Raw genomic sequence first — 15106 nt, 5'->3', positions numbered from 1 at the left:
CTGGCGTTGACTTTTGGCACGCTGTTGAGTTCTCAAGGAACGGTCGCTTCCTTTGTACTCACCCTCTCGGGCTTTCCTCCGGGCTTCCCTTCGGTGTTCCAAACTCTATCAGTGTTTTTCCGGCCCTCTGACCACTCTCCCGCAGGCATGCGAAAGATGATCCCGAGTTAGGATCTGACAAGTTTGGGTGCTGCTGAGTGGCGGTGCTTTATCGCTCCGCTTGGTCCCAGGCAGGAGTACGACTGTACACGGAGCCTCGAAGGCCGCGCAAATCGAATAGGCTGGTGGTCTAGACCACTACCTGGTAGCTTCCATGCGGAACCGCCACTTCATCTGACATACGCTGCTGCTCAGTGCCGTCCGGGACAAGCGATGACGGCTCGTGAACAGCACCACTCCTGGGAGGCTTCCCATGACCACCGTGACGTCCCCGCTCGCCGGACGCGCCGTAGGGCTGGCCGCAGTGCCGGATCCGGTCTTCGCCGGGGCCATGGTCGGCCCGGGTACTGCCATCGACCCCGCGCGCGAGCCTTCTGAGGTCGTGGCGCCCGTGGACGGAGTCGTCGTCTCCCTGCATCCGCACGCGTTCGTCGTGGTGGATGAGAGGGGCCACGGCGTGCTCACTCATCTCGGCATCGACACCGTGCAGCTCAACGGGCAGGGCTTCGAACTGCTCGTCAACAAGGGCGACACCGTGACCCGCGGCCAGGCCGTGATCCGCTGGAACCCGGCCGAGGTCGAGGCCGCCGGCAAGTCGCCGGTCTGCCCCGTCGTGGCCCTGGAGGCCACCGCCGACTCTCTCTCCGACGTCCGTGACGACGGTGACGTGAAGTCCGGCGACGCTCTCTTCGCCTGGAACTGACTCGTCCCGGACCGACGACCGACCCCGCCGCCGTCCCCTAGTACGACCAGTACGACGGAACAGGCGGCGAGCACGACAACCACCGCGGCGGCGGGACCCGCCGCACTATCGGAGACGGGTGAGATGGAGACAACGCTGCGAGGCGTCGGCGTGAGCCACGGTGTGGCGATCGGCGAGGTTCGGCACATGGGAACGGCGGTCCTGGAGCCGCCTGCCAAGCAGATCCCCGCGGAAGAGGCGGAGCGGGAACAGGGGCGTGCCCGTCAGGCCGTGGATGCCGTGGCCGCCGACCTGATGGCGCGCGGCAACCTGGCCGGCGGCGAGGCTCAGGCGGTGCTTGAGGCGCAGGCCATGATGGCGCAGGATCCCGAGCTGATGTCCGACGTGGACCGCAGGGTCGCCGTCGGCAGCACCGCCGAGCGTGCCGTGTACGACGCGTTCGCCGCGTACCGCGAGCTACTGGCCGGAGCGGGCGAGTACCTCGCCGGCCGGGTGGCCGACCTGGACGATGTGCGGAATCGTATCGTCGCCCGGCTGCTGGGAGTTCCGATGCCGGGTGTCCCGGACAGTGACGAGCCGTATGTGCTGGTCGCGCGGGATCTGGCGCCGGCGGACACGGCGCTGCTGGACCCGGCTCTGGTGCTGGGTTTCGTGACCGAGGAGGGCGGGCCGACCAGCCACAGCGCGATCCTGGCGCGGGCACTCGGGGTGCCTGCCGTGGTGGCGCTGCCGGGTGCCGGGGAGCTGGCCGAGGGCATCGTGGTCGCCGTCGACGGCAGTAGTGGCGACATCTTCGTGAACCCGAGTGCGGAGCGGAAGGCCGCGCTGACGGCGGCGGCCGCCGAGCGGAAGGCGGCGCTGTCCGCCACGACCGGTCCGGGCGCGACCGCCGACGGACACAAGGTGCCGTTGCTGGCCAACGTGGGCGGTCCGGCGGACGTGCCGGCTGCGGTGGCGGCCGGTGCCGAGGGTGTCGGTCTGTTCCGTACCGAGTTCCTGTTCCTCGATGACAGCAAGAGCGCTCCTTCCGAGGAGAAGCAGGTCGAGGCCTACCGGCAGGTGCTGGAGGCGTTCCCCGAGGGCCGGGTCGTCGTGCGGGTGCTGGACGCGGGCGCGGACAAGCCGCTGGACTTCCTGACGCCGGGGGACGAGCCGAACCCTGCGCTGGGCGTGCGTGGTCTGCGGACGCTGCTGGACCACCCCGAGGTGCTGCGCACCCAGCTGACGGCGTTGGCGAAGGCGGCCGAGGGGCTGCCCGTCCATCTTGAGGTCATGGCACCGATGGTGGCGGACCGTGCCGATGCGAAGGCGTTCGCGGACGCCTGCCGGGAGGCGGGGCTGCGGGCCAAGTTCGGCGCGATGGTGGAGATTCCCTCGGCCGCGCTGCGGGCGCGCTCGGTCCTCCAGGAGGTCGAGTTCCTGTCGCTGGGGACCAACGACCTGGCGCAGTACACGTTCGCCGCTGACCGCCAGGTCGGTGCGGTGTCCCGGCTGCAGGATCCGTGGCAGCCCGCGCTGCTCGATCTGGTCGCGCTGGCTGCGGAGGCGGCGCGGGCCGAGGGCAAGAGCTGTGGCGTGTGCGGTGAGGCCGCGTCGGACCCGCTGCTGGCGTGTGTGCTGACGGGTCTGGGTGTCACCTCCCTCTCCATGGGTGCGGCGTCGATTCCTTATGTCCGGGCGATGCTGGCCAAGTACACGCTGGCCCAGTGCGAGCGGGCCGCGGCGGCCGCGCGCGCCACCGACAGTGCGGACGAAGCCCGTGTGGCGGCGCAGGCGGTGCTGTCCGGCGAGTAGTCGGCCGCGGCCGTGACCGGCTGTCTTACCGGTGTCCTTCCGGGGGCGCTCCACCTGTGGGTGGGGCGCCCCCGGTGGTTTCAGTGATGGTGGCCGGACGGCGTCTCCTGGTCGCCCAGGTCGGGGGGCGCGCAGTAGTCGACGTCGGATTCAGGTGAGATGAGGTCTCCGGATTCGGCGTCGGTGCAGTAGGCGTCGAAGACCTCGCCGGCGGTGAGGGGCCCGAGGTTGTTGCCTCGCAGCCGCCAGCCGTAGACGCGGTCGGGGGTGCCGGCGGCGCTGGTGCGCATGACGAGTCCGCCGGGGCTGTTGGTGGCGAGGCCGAGGGCGAGAACGCTGGTGAATTCGAGGGCTTCGGCCTCGTCGAGGTGGGTGGTGCCGTCGCTGTTCCGGTCGGCGTGGAGGACGGTGACGAGGGTTTCCGGTGGTCCGGAGACGCTGCACACGAGGTGCCGGTTGCCTGGCGGGGCGGTGTCGAGGATGCGGGTCAGGAGGTGGGAGGCGCGGTTGAAGGCGGCGCGTCCGACGTCCTCGCCGCAGGTGGGGCAGGGGCCGAGGCGGGCGAGGAGGGTGCTCGCGTACTCCCAGGTGGCCTGGCGTACGGCCTCGTCGACGAGGGCGGGGACGAGGTCGGTGAGGGGGCGGCCGTCGTAGGGGACGGTGGGGCCGGTGGCCGCGAGTTCGGCGGTGAAGCGGGTGCGGCTGGCCGGGTCGTCGGGGTCGAGGCCGGTGGCTGTGCAGAACTCGGCGTATTCCTCGGGGTCGAACAGGGCGAGTGTGGTGTGGGTGCCCTCTGCGGCGCGGGTCCTGAGGAGGGCTTCGATCTGGCGGAGGTAGGTGAGGTGGTCGTCGAAGGTGAAGGTGCGGTAGCGCCGCATGGCGCTGAAGTCGTGTTCGTCGGTCAGCAGGCCGATGGTGCCGGCGATCTCGCGGCGCAGGACGCGTCGCATGGTCCGGTGGTCGGTGTGCGCCATGGTTCCCCCAGTGAGCGGTCGATCAATGCTCACTCACAGTAACCGGCACCACTGACAACGGCGGGTGGGTGCGCGCGGCGCGGACGTCAGGCGCGCTTGCGGGCGAGGTCCTCGAAGTAGCTCAGCAGGTCGAGGTTGTCGATGGAGCCGGGGTTGACGGCCTTTTCCAGGGGTGCGCCCTGGAGCAGGCGTTTGACGGGGACCTCGATGCGCTTTCCGGTGAGGGTGTGCGGGACGCCGGGGACCTCGATGACCTCGTCCGGGACGTGGCGGGGCGAGAGCTGTTCGCGGATGGCCTGCTTGATGCGGTTCAGCAGGGCCTCGTCGAGGACCGCGCCGGGGGCGAGGTGGACGAAGAGGGGCATCCAGTAGCCGCCGTCGGGCTGTTCGACGCCGATGACGAGGGACTCCTTGATCTCGGGGAGTCGTTCGACGACCTCGTAGATGTCGGCGGAGCCCATCCGTACGCCCTGGCGGTTGAGCGTGGAGTCGGAGCGGCCGTGGATGATCACCGTGCCGCGTGAGGTGACGGTGATCCAGTCGCCGTGGCGCCAGACGCCGGGGTAGGTGTCGAAGTAGCTCTCGTGGTAGCGGCTGCCGTCGGGGTCGTTCCAGAAGCGGATCGGCATGGATGGCATGGGGTTGGTGACGACCAGTTCGCCCACTTCGTCGATGACGGGGTGGCCTGCCGGGTCCCAGGCCTGGAGGTCGGTGCCGAGGCCGGGGGCCTGGAGTTCGCCGGTGTAGACCGGGAGGGTGGGCACGGCGCCCGCGAAGCAGGAGCACACGTCGGTGCCGCCGCTGACGGAGGCGATCCAGAGGTCGGCCCCGCTCGCTGCGAACTCGTCGTGCAGCCAGCGGAAGCCGTCGGGGGGCAGTGGCGAGCCGGTGGTGGCGACGCACTTCACCCGGGAGAGGTCGTGGTCGCGGGCGGGGTGCACGCCGGCCTTGCGGCAGGCCATCACGTAGGCGGCGGAGGTGCCGTAGAGGGTGGCTCCGGTGCGTTCGGCGACGCGCCACTGGGCGCCGGTGTCGGGATAGCCGGGGCTGCCGTCGTACAGGACGATCGTGGTGCCGGTGAGGAGGCCGGAGACGAGGAAGTTCCACATCATCCAGCCGGTCGAGGTGTACCAGAAGAAGCGGTCCTCGGGACCCAGGTCGCAGTGCAGGCCGAGCTGTTTGAGGTGTTCGACCAGGATGCCGCCCTGGGACTGGACGATGGCCTTGGGCAGGCCGGTGGTGCCGGAGGAGTAGAGCACCCACAGGGGGTGGTCGAACGGGACCTGTTCGAACTCCGGCTCGGTGTCGGCTGCGGTCAGGGCCGACCACTCCAGGGCGCCTTCGGGGGCCGGGGTGCCGAGCAGCGGGATGTGGACGACGGCACGCAGGGTGGGCAGTTCACGGCGGAGTTCGGCGACGATCTCGCGCCGGTCGTGTTCCTTGCCGCCGTAGCGGTAGCCGTCGACGGTGAACAGGACGACGGGTTCGACCTGCTGGAAGCGGTCCAGGACGCTGCGGGCGCCGAAGTCGGGGGCGCAGGAGGTCCAGACGGCGCCCACGGCGGCGGTGGCGAGGAGGGCGGCCACGGCCTGCGGGACGTTCGGGAGGTAGCCGCTGACGCGGTCGCCGGGGCGGACGCCGAGGGCGCGGAGTTCGGCGGCCAGGGAGCCCACCTGGCGGCGCAGTTCCACCCAGGTGACCGGGCGGGGTTCGTGGGTCTCGTCGACGTACAGGAGGGCGGGTTCGTCCGCGCGGGTGGCGGCGGCCCGCAGGGCGTGCTCGGCGTAGTTCAGCCGCGAGCCGGGGAACCACTGGGCGCCGGGCATGGCGCGGTCGCCGAGCACGCGCGCGTAGGGCGTCGAGAACCGTACGTCGAAGTACTCGGTGACGGCCTGCCAGAAGGTGTCCAGGTGGTCGACGGACCAGCGGTGCAGGGCCGGGTACCCGCCGTCGCCGGGGGCTCCGTGGTGCTCTGCCGCCCAGGACTGGAAGCTGGTGATGCGTGCCTGGGCGATCCGTTGCGGATCGGGCTGCCAGAGCGGCTGGGGGTTCGCGGTCGACATGGGGCGGCTCCCGGGCTTCTGCGCATTGTGTACGTGGGACGCGCACGGGCTGGGGTGTGCGCGTGACGCGGCTGACAGGGACGATGCCATGTGATCGACTTCTACACCAGGGTGCGCTCCACATAGTCCGTGTCGTGAAGATGTGGTCCCGGCACGGGTGAATGCCAGTTGAACGGCACGCGCGTGTGGAGCGCTGAGTGGCAGGGTGAGCAGCATGGACGGTCGTGACCTGGTGCGTTCGGTAAGAGTGGTCGGTTCGAGCAAGGCGGCTCAGGGGTTGCGTACCGTGCGGGCCGCGTGGCGCAGGAGGCGGATCGATGCCGCCGGGCTGCCCGCGCGGGGGGCGGAGCGGGCCCGGGTGCCGGGGCCGGTGCAGGGCGCGGAGCCGGGGCCGGGCGGCGGTGTGCTCCGGTTCAGCCGGTCCGAGCTGCGGATCACGGTCGCCGTGAACGGGGCGGTCTTCTGGGGCTGGGACGGAGCCGGTCCCGAGCCGTCGTACGCGCTCGCGGGGCGTTGCCCGGAGCCGGATCCGCGGGCGGTCCTCGAACCGGACACCAACGGGGGCTGGCGGGTCGTGGCGGAGCGGGTGAGGGTCAGTGTCTCGCGGCACGGCGCGGTGGAGGTGTGCACGCCGGGTGGCGTGCTGCTGCGGCGGGATCTGCCGCCGCGCTGGTGGGAGCCGGTGGGCGGGGGTGCGGCGCGCTGGGTGCAGCGGTCGGAGGTGGCCGCGGACGCGCGGTTCTTCGGTCTGGGCGGGCGTGCCTCGGGGCCGCGGCTGCGGGACGGCACGTACCGGTTGTGGAACACCGATCCCGGCCGTGCCTTCGGGCCCGGTGACGATCCGCTGTACGTCACCATGCCGGTCCAGTTGGTGGTGGCGGACGCGGCGGCGCATCTGGTGTTCCACGACAGTTCGTGGGACGGGACGGTGACGCTCCGGAAGGGCGAGGAGGGTGCCGGTTCGGGGCACGACCGGACCGGGCGCTGCGAGCTGCGGATGGACGGCGGTCCGCTGCGCTGCTGGGTGATGGTGGGCACTCCCGCGCGCGTGCTGCACACGTGGGCGTCGCTCACGGGCGCGCCCGCGCTGCCGCCGACGTGGGCGCTGGGCCATCACCACGCGCGCTGGGGTTTCGGCAGCGAGCAGGAGGTGCGGCGGATCGTCGCCGGTTACCAGGAGCGCGGTCTGCCGCTGGACGCGGTCCATCTGGACATCGACCACTACGACGCCCACCAGGTGTTCACGGTCGATCACGAGCGTTTCCCGAAGCTGCCGACCCTGGCGGAGGAGCTCCGGCGGGACGGGATCCGGCTGGTGTCGATCGTCGACCCTGCGGTGAAGGCCGAGCCGGGCAACACGGTGTACGACAGCGGGACGGCGGTCGACGCCTTCGTCCGTGATCCGTCGGGGCGGACGGTGGAGGGGGTGGTGTGGCCCGGGGATGCGGTCTTCCCCGACTTCACGGACGCGCGCGTGCGCGCGTGGTGGGGCGGCCTGTACGAGGAGCGGCTGGCGCTGGGGTTCGCCGGGTTCTGGCACGACATGAACGAGCCGACGTCCTTCAGCGCGTTCGGCGAGTCGACGCTGCCGCGCTCGGCGCGGCACACCCTGGAGGGGCGCGGCGGCGACCACCGGGAGGCACACAACGTCTACGCGCTCTGCATGGCGCGGGCGGCCTACGAGGGCCTGCGCGGACTCGCGCCCGGGGAGCGGCCGTTCCTGTTCTCCCGCTCGGGCTGGGCCGGTATGCAGCGGTACGGCGGCACCTGGTCGGGTGACGTCGCCACCGGCTGGCCGGGGCTGCGCGCGTCCTTGTCGCTGGTGCTGGGGCTCGGGTTGTGTGGGGTGCCGTACTCGGGTCCCGACGTGGGCGGTTTCGACGGGAGTCCGTCGCCGGAGCTGTTTCTTCGCTGGTTCCAGCTGGGCGCGTATCTGCCGCTGTTCCGGACGCACGCGAGCATGCGGGCGGGGCGCCGGGAGCCGTGGGAGTACGGGGCCGAGGTGCTGGAGCACGCGCGCGTGGCGCTGCTCGAACGGCGGCGTCTGCTGCCGTACTTCATGACGCTGGCGCAGCTGGCCCGGCGGACCGGTGCGCCGTACGTGCGGCCGGTGTGGTGGGGTGCGCCGGAGGACCGCGCGCTGCGTGACTGCGAGGACGCGTTCCTGCTGGGCGACGCCCTGCTGGTGGCTCCGGTGCTGGATCCGGGTGCCGACCGGCGTGCGGTGCAGCTGCCCCGCGGGCGTTGGTACGACACGGTGACCGAGAAGGCGTACGAGGGTCCCGGGCAGGTGCTCGTCGATGCCCCGCTGTCGCGGATCCCGGTGCTGGCACGCGCGGGTGCCGTCCTGCCCGTGCGGGACGAGGACGGCGGGACGCGGCTTGAGGTGTGGGCACCCGCCCGGGGGCGGACGGGAGGCGGGCTGTTCGTGCCGGATGCGGGCGACGGCTGGGAGGAGCCGGAGATGGAGCGTTACGTCGCCCGCTGGGATGGCCGGCACGTGGTGGTCCGGCGGGAGGACGAGAGCGGCGTGCGCGAGCCGTCCCGGCCCGTCCAGGTCAGAGGGCTGGAGTGAGCCGGCGGGCTCAGTAGCGGCCCTCGAACCATGCGCGTACGGCCACGCTGTGCAGCGGGAAGGCGAGCTCCTCGGGGCGGCGCAGCAGGTGCCAGCCCTCGGTCTCGTCGGTCGCGCCCGAGGGCGGGAGGCCTTCGGCCGGGCGTTCCGGGAGGAGGCCGAACAGCAGCAGGTGCCCGTCGGGTGAGCTCATGGCGTCGACGAGCCGTACGTCGCGGGCGGCCGCGTCGATGCCCGTCTCCTCCTTGAGTTCGCGGACGACGGCGTGCCGCCAGTCCTCACGGTCGTCGACGTAGCCCCCGGGCAGCGCGGTGCCGCCGCGCGCGGGGGCCACGGTGCGGGTGATGACGACCAGGGCGGTGCCCTTCGTGTCGTAGACGGGCTGGAGGGCGATCGCCACCGGCAGCGGGTTGCGGTAGGCGACGTGGCCGCAGGCCGGGCAGGTGCGGGGCCAGCCGGAGATTCTCTCTCCGTAGGCCGCTCCGCAGCTCGAACAGTGCGAGTCCGGAGCGGAGTTGGCAATTGGGTGCTGATTTTCGGACACGCGCGGACTTTATCCGATCAGGAGAACGACGTCTCACGGTCAGAGGAACGTCTCCTTCCGGAAGTGAACGGACATCCTCCGGCCTGGAGCCGGGCGCGGGCGGCGCGGCGGGATCCTCCCGCGCGGCCTGTCCAGTCCCGGCGGCCCGTGGCACACTTCTGACGTTCCGTCAGATTTCGTGTCCTGGAGGAGCCTTGTCGCATACACGCACACCGGCGGTCGACGGCTGGTTCACGGGCGAGGGGGACGGATTCCGGCTGCTGGGCACCCGCTGCGCGGACTGCGCCTCGGTCTTCTTCCCGCGCGAGGACGTCCACTGCCGCAACCCCGGCTGCAAGGGCGGCGACCTGGAGGAGGTCCCGCTCTCCCGGCGCGGACGGATCTGGTCGTACACCGACAGCAGGTACCGCCCCCCGTCACCCTATGTGAGCGACCCGGAACTTCCGTGGGAGCCGTACGCGTTGATCGCTGTGGAGCTGGAGTCCGAGCGGATCGTGGTGCTGGGGCAGGCGGTTCCCGGGATCACCGTCGCCGATCTGGCGGTGGGCATGGAGGTCGAGGTCGTCCCCGGAGTCCTGGGCGAGGACGCGGAGACGACCTGGACGACCTGGCACTGGCGGCCGACGGGGGTGGCGGCATGAGTGCGGACGTGGCGGTGCTCGGCGCGGGCATGCACCCGTGGGGCAAGTGGGGCCGGAGCTTCGTCGAGTACGGGACGGCGGCGGCCCGCGCGGCGCTCGCGGACGCCGGACTGGAGTGGCGGGACATCGGCTCGGTCGTGGGCGCGGACACCGTGCGCGGCGGGTATCCGGGCTATGTGGCGGGTGCGACCTTCGCGAAGGCGCTGGGCTGGCAGGGGGCGCGGGTGGCGAGCGTGTACGCGGCGTGCGCGTCCGGGGCCCAGGCGGTCGCCGCGGCGCGGGCGCAGATCCTGGCGGGCCTCGCGGACGTGGTGCTCGTGGTGGGGGCGGACGCGGCACCCAAGGGCTTCTTCCGACCCGCCGGAGGAGACCGGCCGGAGGATCCCGACTGGCTGCGCTTCAGGTTGCTGGGGGCGACGAACCCGACGTACTTCGGGCTGTACGCACGGCGCCGGATGGCGGTGTTCGGGGACACCCCCGAGGACTTCGCCCTGGTCAAGGTGAAGAACGCGGCCCTGGGTGCGCTCAATCCGTACGCCCGCTACCGCAGGCGGGTGACCGCCGAGGAGGTCGCCGCCTCCCAGGTGGTCGCCGATCCGCTGCGGCTGCTGGACATCTGCGCCACCTCCGACGGCGGGGCCGCGCTGGTGCTGTCGAGCCTGGAGTTCGCGCGTCGGCACGGGGTGCCACGGCCGGTGCGGATCCGCGCGGTGTCCACCGTCACACCCCGTTACCCGAGCACGGTACTGGACCTGCCGGACATCGCGACGGACTCCGCGGCGGCGGTGGAGCCGCCCCCGGAGCCCTTCCGGGCATCGATCGCGCGGGCCGCCTACGAGGAGGCGGGCATCGGTCCCGAGGAGTTGTCCCTCGCCGAGGTCTACGACCTGTCCACCGCGCTGGAGTTGCAGTGGTACGAGGATCTCGGGCTGTGCGCCGAGGGCGAGGCGGCGAAGCTGCTGCGCGAGGGCGCCACGGCCCCGGGCGGCCGCATACCGGTCAACGCCAGCGGCGGCCTCGCGTCCTTCGGGGAGGCGGTGCCGGCCCAGGCGATCGCCCAGGTCTGCGAGCTGACCTGGCAGTTGCGAGACGCGGCGGGCGACCGCCAGGTGGCGCACGCGCGCGTGGGGATCACGGCCAACCAGGGCCTGTTCGGGCACGGCTCGTCCGTGATAGCGGTGCGCTGACGGGACGGGTGTGACCGCAGGGGCGCATACCCTGTGTGACCACCCCGAAATGGTGCGTGAACGTCTCATGAACTGCCCATGGGCGTACGCCGGTGGCGTCATCATGCTCCCGTGCGCACCTGGACGGATGCTCTCCGTTTCGCCTTCCAGCCGGTGGTCAATCTGACGACCGGCGGGATCGCCGCACTGGAGATCCTCGCCCGCCCCGAGACCGGCGACATCCTCGGCGAAGCCCGCCGGAATCCCGAACTCGACGGCCGTCTGGCGGTGTCGGCCCTCCGCGCGGCGGCCCGCAAGGAGACGCTGCTGCCGCTGCACATCAACGTCTTCGCGGCCACCCTCGCCGACCTGGGCGGCATCGGACCGCTGCCCGAGGCCGTCCGCGAGGCCGGACGGATGCCCTGGGAAGTCACCCTGGACATCGTCCCGCCGTACACGCACGTGCCGCAGCGGGCCCTGCTGGAGGCCGTGGCGGTGCTGCGCGGCCAGGGCTTCCGGATCAGCGCGGACGGCATCGGGGACGGGGACGTGCCGCTGCGGCTGCTCACCGACCTCTCCCCCGACCTGCTCAAGCTCGACGCCTCCCTGCTCGCCCGGCCGGCCGCGGTGCGGGCGATGCGCACCCTGTGCGAGGAACTCGGCGCCCTGGTGGCCGTCGAGGGCGTGGAGACCGAACTCCAGCACGCGGCAGCGGTGTCCGCCGGGGCGCAACTGGCCCAGGGCGAGCTGTTCGCGCCACCGGCCCGGATCCCGGTCGCGGAGGTATACGTTCCGCCGTCCTCCCCCGCCGCCGTACCGCCACCGCGCTCCGGGCCGTCCGTGCGCGAGTTCATCCGGCCCGCCGCGCTCCTGCCGGTCACCGCGTCCGCGTTGCAGGTACGGGCGCTGCTGACCGGCTCCCCGGACGTCTCCGGCGTCCTCCTGGTGGACCAGACCGGCGCCCCCGTCCGCTCCGTGCACCGCTCCCGCTTCCTGCTGTCGATGTCCGGCCGCTATGGGCACGCCCTGTACGCGGACCGCCCGGCCTTCAAGCTGGGCGACGCCCCGCGCACGGTCGGCATCGACGCGACCGCCTGGGAGGTGCTGGACGTGGTGGCCGTCGGCGGCCCGGACCGCACCTCCGACGACGTGACCGTCGTCGACCGGCTCGGGCGCTGCGTGGGCGTCGTACGCCTCGCCGACCTGGTGCGGGCGCTCGCCGAGACCCGCGTCGAGGAGGCGGCCGGGCTCAACCCGCTGACCCGGCTGCCCGGTTCGGACGCGATCACGGGCGAGGTGGACCGGTGGCTCGCGGACGGCCGCGTCTTCGCGCTGAGCTGGCTCGACATCGACCACTTCAAGCAGGTGAACGACGGCGCCGGGTTCGCCGCGGGCGACGAGCTGATCCGTTCGGTGGGGCGGGCGCTGCAGGAGTCCGCCGCCGGGCACGCGCGCGTGGGGCACATCGGCGGGGACGACTTCCTGGTGCTCGCCGACGAGGCCGGGCTGGACCGGGTCGCCGCCCTGCTCGACGCGCCCTGGTCCGCGGGCGGGCGCCCCGTCACGCTGTCCCTGGCCACCGTCGTGTGCGGCCCCGGCAGCGTGGCCGATCACCGGCAGGCGGCCGCCTGCCTGGCACCGCTCAAGAAGGCCGCCAAGGCGCTCTACGGGGCGAGTTGGGTGCTGGGGCGGGCGGGACTGCCCGGACACGAGATCCGGCGCGGCTCGGACGCGTACCCGGCCCAGGCCGGGTGCGCGGCGGTGGAGCCGTGACAGGTGCGCTCCGGCGGGTTGCCCGTCATCGTTGCCGTCGGCGACCTTGACGCCCCCCGAGTGCCGGTGAAAACTTCCGGTGTCGGTCGACATCGCCGTACATTCTCGGCGTATTCAGGCACTGCGCCATGGGCCGCTCCTGTCTCGAGGCTCCCTCCCCCATGGGCGATTCGGCCGTTACGGCACGCTCGTCATGGACGCCGGGCGGGGCGCGGGACCTTCCCTGCCTTCGGCTGACGTCGCCAAGGGAACCGTTCCTGCTCAAGCGCCGGGGTCGCCCCCCGGCCAGCGCCCTAGGAGCCGCCATGAGCAACGGAGACATCTTCGTAGGCGAAGTCATCGGCACGGCCATTCTGATCCTGTTCGGTGCGGGTGTCTGCGCCGCGGTCACCCTGAGACACTCCAAGGCCCGGGCCGCGGGATGGGTGGCCATCGCGTTCGGCTGGGGATTCGGTGTGCTCGCCGGGGCCTACACCGCCGCTCCGCTCTCCGGCGGGCAGCTGAACCCCGCGGTCACCATCGGCATCGCCGTCGACACCGGGAAGTGGGGCAAGGTCTGGGTCTACCTGCTCGGCCAGCTCGTCGGTGCGCTGCTGGGCGCCGTCCTGACGTATCTGGTCTACCTGGCCCAGTTCCAGGCCAACGTGCCCGACGAGGAGTCGGGCGAGGAGCCGACACCGACGCTCGGCATCTTCTCCACCATCCCGGAGATCCGGAACCCGGTCGCCAACCTCGTCACCGAGATCATCGCCACGATCGCGCTGGTCCTGCCGATCCTCGCGTTCGGGCTGACCAAGGGGCTCGGCCAGTCCGGCACCACCGTGCTGATCGTCTCGCTGCTCGTCGTCGGCATCGGGCTGTCGCTCGGCGGCCCCACCGGCTACGCCATCAACCCGACGCGCGACCTCGGCCCGCGCATCGTGCACACCTTCCTGCCGATCCCCAACAAGGGCACCTCGGACTGGGGTTACGCCTGGATACCGGTCGTCGGCCCCCTGATCGGCGGGGCGCTCGCGGGCCTGATCTACCACGCGGCCTTCTGACTCGGCGCGGACGTCCCGGGTCCGCGCGGTCCCCCGGCCCGACGCGCCCCCGGCCCTGCGCGGCCCTCCCACCCACGAAGCCTTCCGACCCAGCGACCAAGGGGTAGCCATGACGGACACCGCCGAGAAGTACGTCGCCGCAATCGACCAGGGCACCACGTCGAGCCGCTGCATCATCTTCGACCACGGCGGCGCGATCGTCGCCGTCGACCAGCGCGAGCACCGACAGATCTTCCCCAAGCCGGGCTGGGTGGAGCACGACGCCACCGAGATCTGGTCCAAGGTGCAGGCCGTGGTGGCCGGGGCGCTGGCCAACGCGGGGCTGCGCGCCGACCAGCTGAGCGCGCTGGGCATCACCAACCAGCGCGAGACGACCGTCCTGTGGGACCGCGCCACCGGCAAGCCCGTGCACAACGCGATCGTCTGGCAGGACACCCGCACCGCGGCCCTGTGCCGCGAACTCGGCGGCAGCGACGGGCAGGACCGCTTCCGCGAGCAGACCGGGCTGCCCCTGGCCAGCTACTTCTCCGGCCCCAAGGCGGCCTGGCTGCTCGACAACGTGCCCGGACTGCGGGACCGGGCCGAGCGCGGCGAGATCGCCTTCGGGACCATCGACTCCTGGCTGATCTGGAACCTCACCGGCGGCACCGACGGCGGCCGGCACGTCACAGACGTCACCAACGCCGGGCGCACCATGCTGATGAACCTGGAGACCCTCCAGTGGGACCCCGCCATCCTCGCCGCGATGAACGTCCCCGAGGCGGTGCTGCCCGAGATCAGGTCGTCCGCCGAGGTGTACGGCACCGCCGTCGGCCAGCTCGCCGGAGTGCCGGTGGCGTCCGCCCTCGGCGACCAGCAGGCGGCGGTCTTCGGGCAGGCCTGCTACGACGTCGGCACGGCGAAGAACACCTACGGAACGGGCAGCTTCCTGCTGCTCAACACCGGAAACCGGCCGGTGCCGTCCAAGAGCGGGCTGCTGACGACGATGGGATACCGGATCGGCACCGAGGCGCCGGTGTACTGCCTGGAGGGTTCGATCGCCATAACGGGCGCGCTCGTCCAGTGGTTCCGCGACCAGCTCGGCATCATCCGCGCCGCCGACGAGATCGAGACACTGGCGGCGAGCGTCGACGACAACGGCGGCGCCTACATCGTGCCCGCCTTCTCCGGCCTGTTCGCGCCCTACTGGCGCTCCGACGCGCGCGGGGTCGTCACCGGGCTGACCCGGTACGTCACCAAGGCGCACCTCGCCCGCGCGGTCCTGGAGGCGACGAGCTGGCAGACGCGGGAGGTCGTGGACGCGATGTACCAGGACTCGGGGGTGCCGATCACCACCCTGAAGGTCGACGGCGGCATGACGAAGAACAACCTCCTGATGCAGCACCAGGCGGACGTCCTCGGGGTACCCGTGATCCGGCCCCGGGTCTCCGAGACGACCTGTCTGGGCGCCGCCTACGCGGCCGGCCTGGCGACCGGGGTGTGGAACGACCTGGACGAGCTGAGGTCGCACTGGCAGCAGGACATGGAGTGGACGCCCACGATGGCGGCGGCGGTACGCGAACGGGAGTACGCGAACTGGCGCAAGGCGGTGGAGAAGAGCTTCGGCTGGCTGGAGGACGGCGAGTAACCACCCCCGGACCACGGCCCGTACCTCGGTCGGCGGGGGTACGG

The 15106-nt window shown here is 72.0% G+C and carries 11 protein-coding genes; 8 read left to right on the top strand and 3 right to left on the bottom strand.

Features of this window, described 5'->3' with window-relative positions; all coding sequences use genetic code 11:
* Window positions 1-412: 412 nt before the first annotated feature.
* Window positions 413-862, top strand: coding sequence for a PTS glucose transporter subunit IIA (locus ACIQVL_RS25225; RefSeq protein ID WP_403429793.1), 450 nt, complete (start codon window positions 413-415; stop codon window positions 860-862).
* A 123-nt stretch (window positions 863-985) separates the two neighbouring features.
* Entirely contained in the window at window positions 986-2656 is a 1671-nt protein-coding gene (gene ptsP, locus ACIQVL_RS25220) for a phosphoenolpyruvate--protein phosphotransferase (RefSeq protein ID WP_403476396.1), read from the top strand.
* Between the two features lie 80 nt (window positions 2657-2736).
* Here ptsP and ACIQVL_RS25215 read toward each other — a convergent pair whose 3' ends face one another.
* On the bottom strand, window positions 2737-3630 hold the full coding sequence (locus ACIQVL_RS25215; protein ID WP_403429789.1) for a hypothetical protein: 894 nt from the start codon (window positions 3628-3630) through the stop codon (window positions 2737-2739).
* Between the two features lie 86 nt (window positions 3631-3716).
* On the bottom strand, window positions 3717-5693 hold the full coding sequence (locus ACIQVL_RS25210; protein ID WP_403429787.1) for an acetoacetate--CoA ligase: 1977 nt from the start codon (window positions 5691-5693) through the stop codon (window positions 3717-3719).
* A 214-nt stretch (window positions 5694-5907) separates the two neighbouring features.
* Here ACIQVL_RS25210 and ACIQVL_RS25205 point away from each other — a divergent pair, with 214 nt between their 5' ends.
* Window positions 5908-8268, top strand: a complete 2361-nt coding sequence (locus tag ACIQVL_RS25205; RefSeq protein ID WP_403476395.1) for a TIM-barrel domain-containing protein — start codon at window positions 5908-5910, stop codon at window positions 8266-8268.
* 10 nt (window positions 8269-8278) lie between these two features.
* Here the strand turns inward: ACIQVL_RS25205 and ACIQVL_RS25200 are convergent, their stop codons facing one another.
* Entirely contained in the window at window positions 8279-8812 is a 534-nt protein-coding gene (locus ACIQVL_RS25200; protein ID WP_351719183.1) for an NUDIX domain-containing protein, read from the bottom strand.
* 194 nt (window positions 8813-9006) lie between these two features.
* Here ACIQVL_RS25200 and ACIQVL_RS25195 point away from each other — a divergent pair, with 194 nt between their 5' ends.
* The 5 genes from ACIQVL_RS25195 (at window position 9007) to glpK (ending at window position 15062) form a co-directional block, all read left to right on the top strand.
* Window positions 9007-9453, top strand: a complete 447-nt coding sequence (locus ACIQVL_RS25195) for a Zn-ribbon domain-containing OB-fold protein (RefSeq protein WP_403429783.1) — start codon at window positions 9007-9009, stop codon at window positions 9451-9453.
* A complete protein-coding gene (locus ACIQVL_RS25190; protein WP_403476394.1) occupies window positions 9450-10640 on the top strand; it encodes a lipid-transfer protein in 1191 nt (396 codons plus the stop codon). The genes ACIQVL_RS25195 and ACIQVL_RS25190 overlap by 4 nt, the downstream gene beginning before the upstream one ends.
* Window positions 10641-10751: 111 nt before the next feature.
* Window positions 10752-12392, top strand: a complete 1641-nt coding sequence (locus tag ACIQVL_RS25185) for a GGDEF domain-containing protein (protein WP_403429779.1) — start codon at window positions 10752-10754, stop codon at window positions 12390-12392.
* A gap of 305 nt (window positions 12393-12697) precedes the next feature.
* The gene (locus ACIQVL_RS25180) at window positions 12698-13435 is read left to right on the top strand and encodes an MIP/aquaporin family protein (protein WP_403429777.1); all 738 of its coding nucleotides are present in this window, start codon (window positions 12698-12700) and stop codon (window positions 13433-13435) included.
* A gap of 109 nt (window positions 13436-13544) precedes the next feature.
* Window positions 13545-15062: a glycerol kinase GlpK gene (gene glpK, locus ACIQVL_RS25175; protein WP_403429776.1), complete on the top strand. Its 1518-nt coding sequence runs from the start codon at window positions 13545-13547 to the stop codon at window positions 15060-15062.
* Window positions 15063-15106: the final 44 nt, after the last annotated feature.

It is taken from the genome of Streptomyces sp. NPDC090499 (assembly GCF_044769305.1).
Taxonomy (GTDB): Bacteria; Actinomycetota; Actinomycetes; order Streptomycetales; family Streptomycetaceae; genus Streptomyces.
This window is presented reverse-complemented; position numbering and strand designations above follow the sequence as displayed.

What these genes read in the sequence shown, in the direction of transcription:
- ACIQVL_RS25225 (WP_403429793.1), top strand. Translation starts at nt 413, where the DNA reads ATGACCACCGTGACGTCCCCGCTCGCCGGACGCGCCGTAGGGCTGGCC.
- ptsP (WP_403476396.1), top strand. Translation starts at nt 986, where the DNA reads ATGGAGACAACGCTGCGAGGCGTCGGCGTGAGCCACGGTGTGGCGATC.
- ACIQVL_RS25215 (WP_403429789.1), bottom strand. Translation starts at nt 3,630, where the DNA reads ATGGCGCACACCGACCACCGGACCATGCGACGCGTCCTGCGCCGCGAG.
- ACIQVL_RS25210 (WP_403429787.1), bottom strand. Translation starts at nt 5,693, where the DNA reads ATGTCGACCGCGAACCCCCAGCCGCTCTGGCAGCCCGATCCGCAACGG.
- ACIQVL_RS25205 (WP_403476395.1), top strand. Translation starts at nt 5,908, where the DNA reads ATGGACGGTCGTGACCTGGTGCGTTCGGTAAGAGTGGTCGGTTCGAGC.
- ACIQVL_RS25190 (WP_403476394.1), top strand. Translation starts at nt 9,450, where the DNA reads ATGAGTGCGGACGTGGCGGTGCTCGGCGCGGGCATGCACCCGTGGGGC.
- ACIQVL_RS25180 (WP_403429777.1), top strand. Translation starts at nt 12,698, where the DNA reads ATGAGCAACGGAGACATCTTCGTAGGCGAAGTCATCGGCACGGCCATT.
- glpK (WP_403429776.1), top strand. Translation starts at nt 13,545, where the DNA reads ATGACGGACACCGCCGAGAAGTACGTCGCCGCAATCGACCAGGGCACC.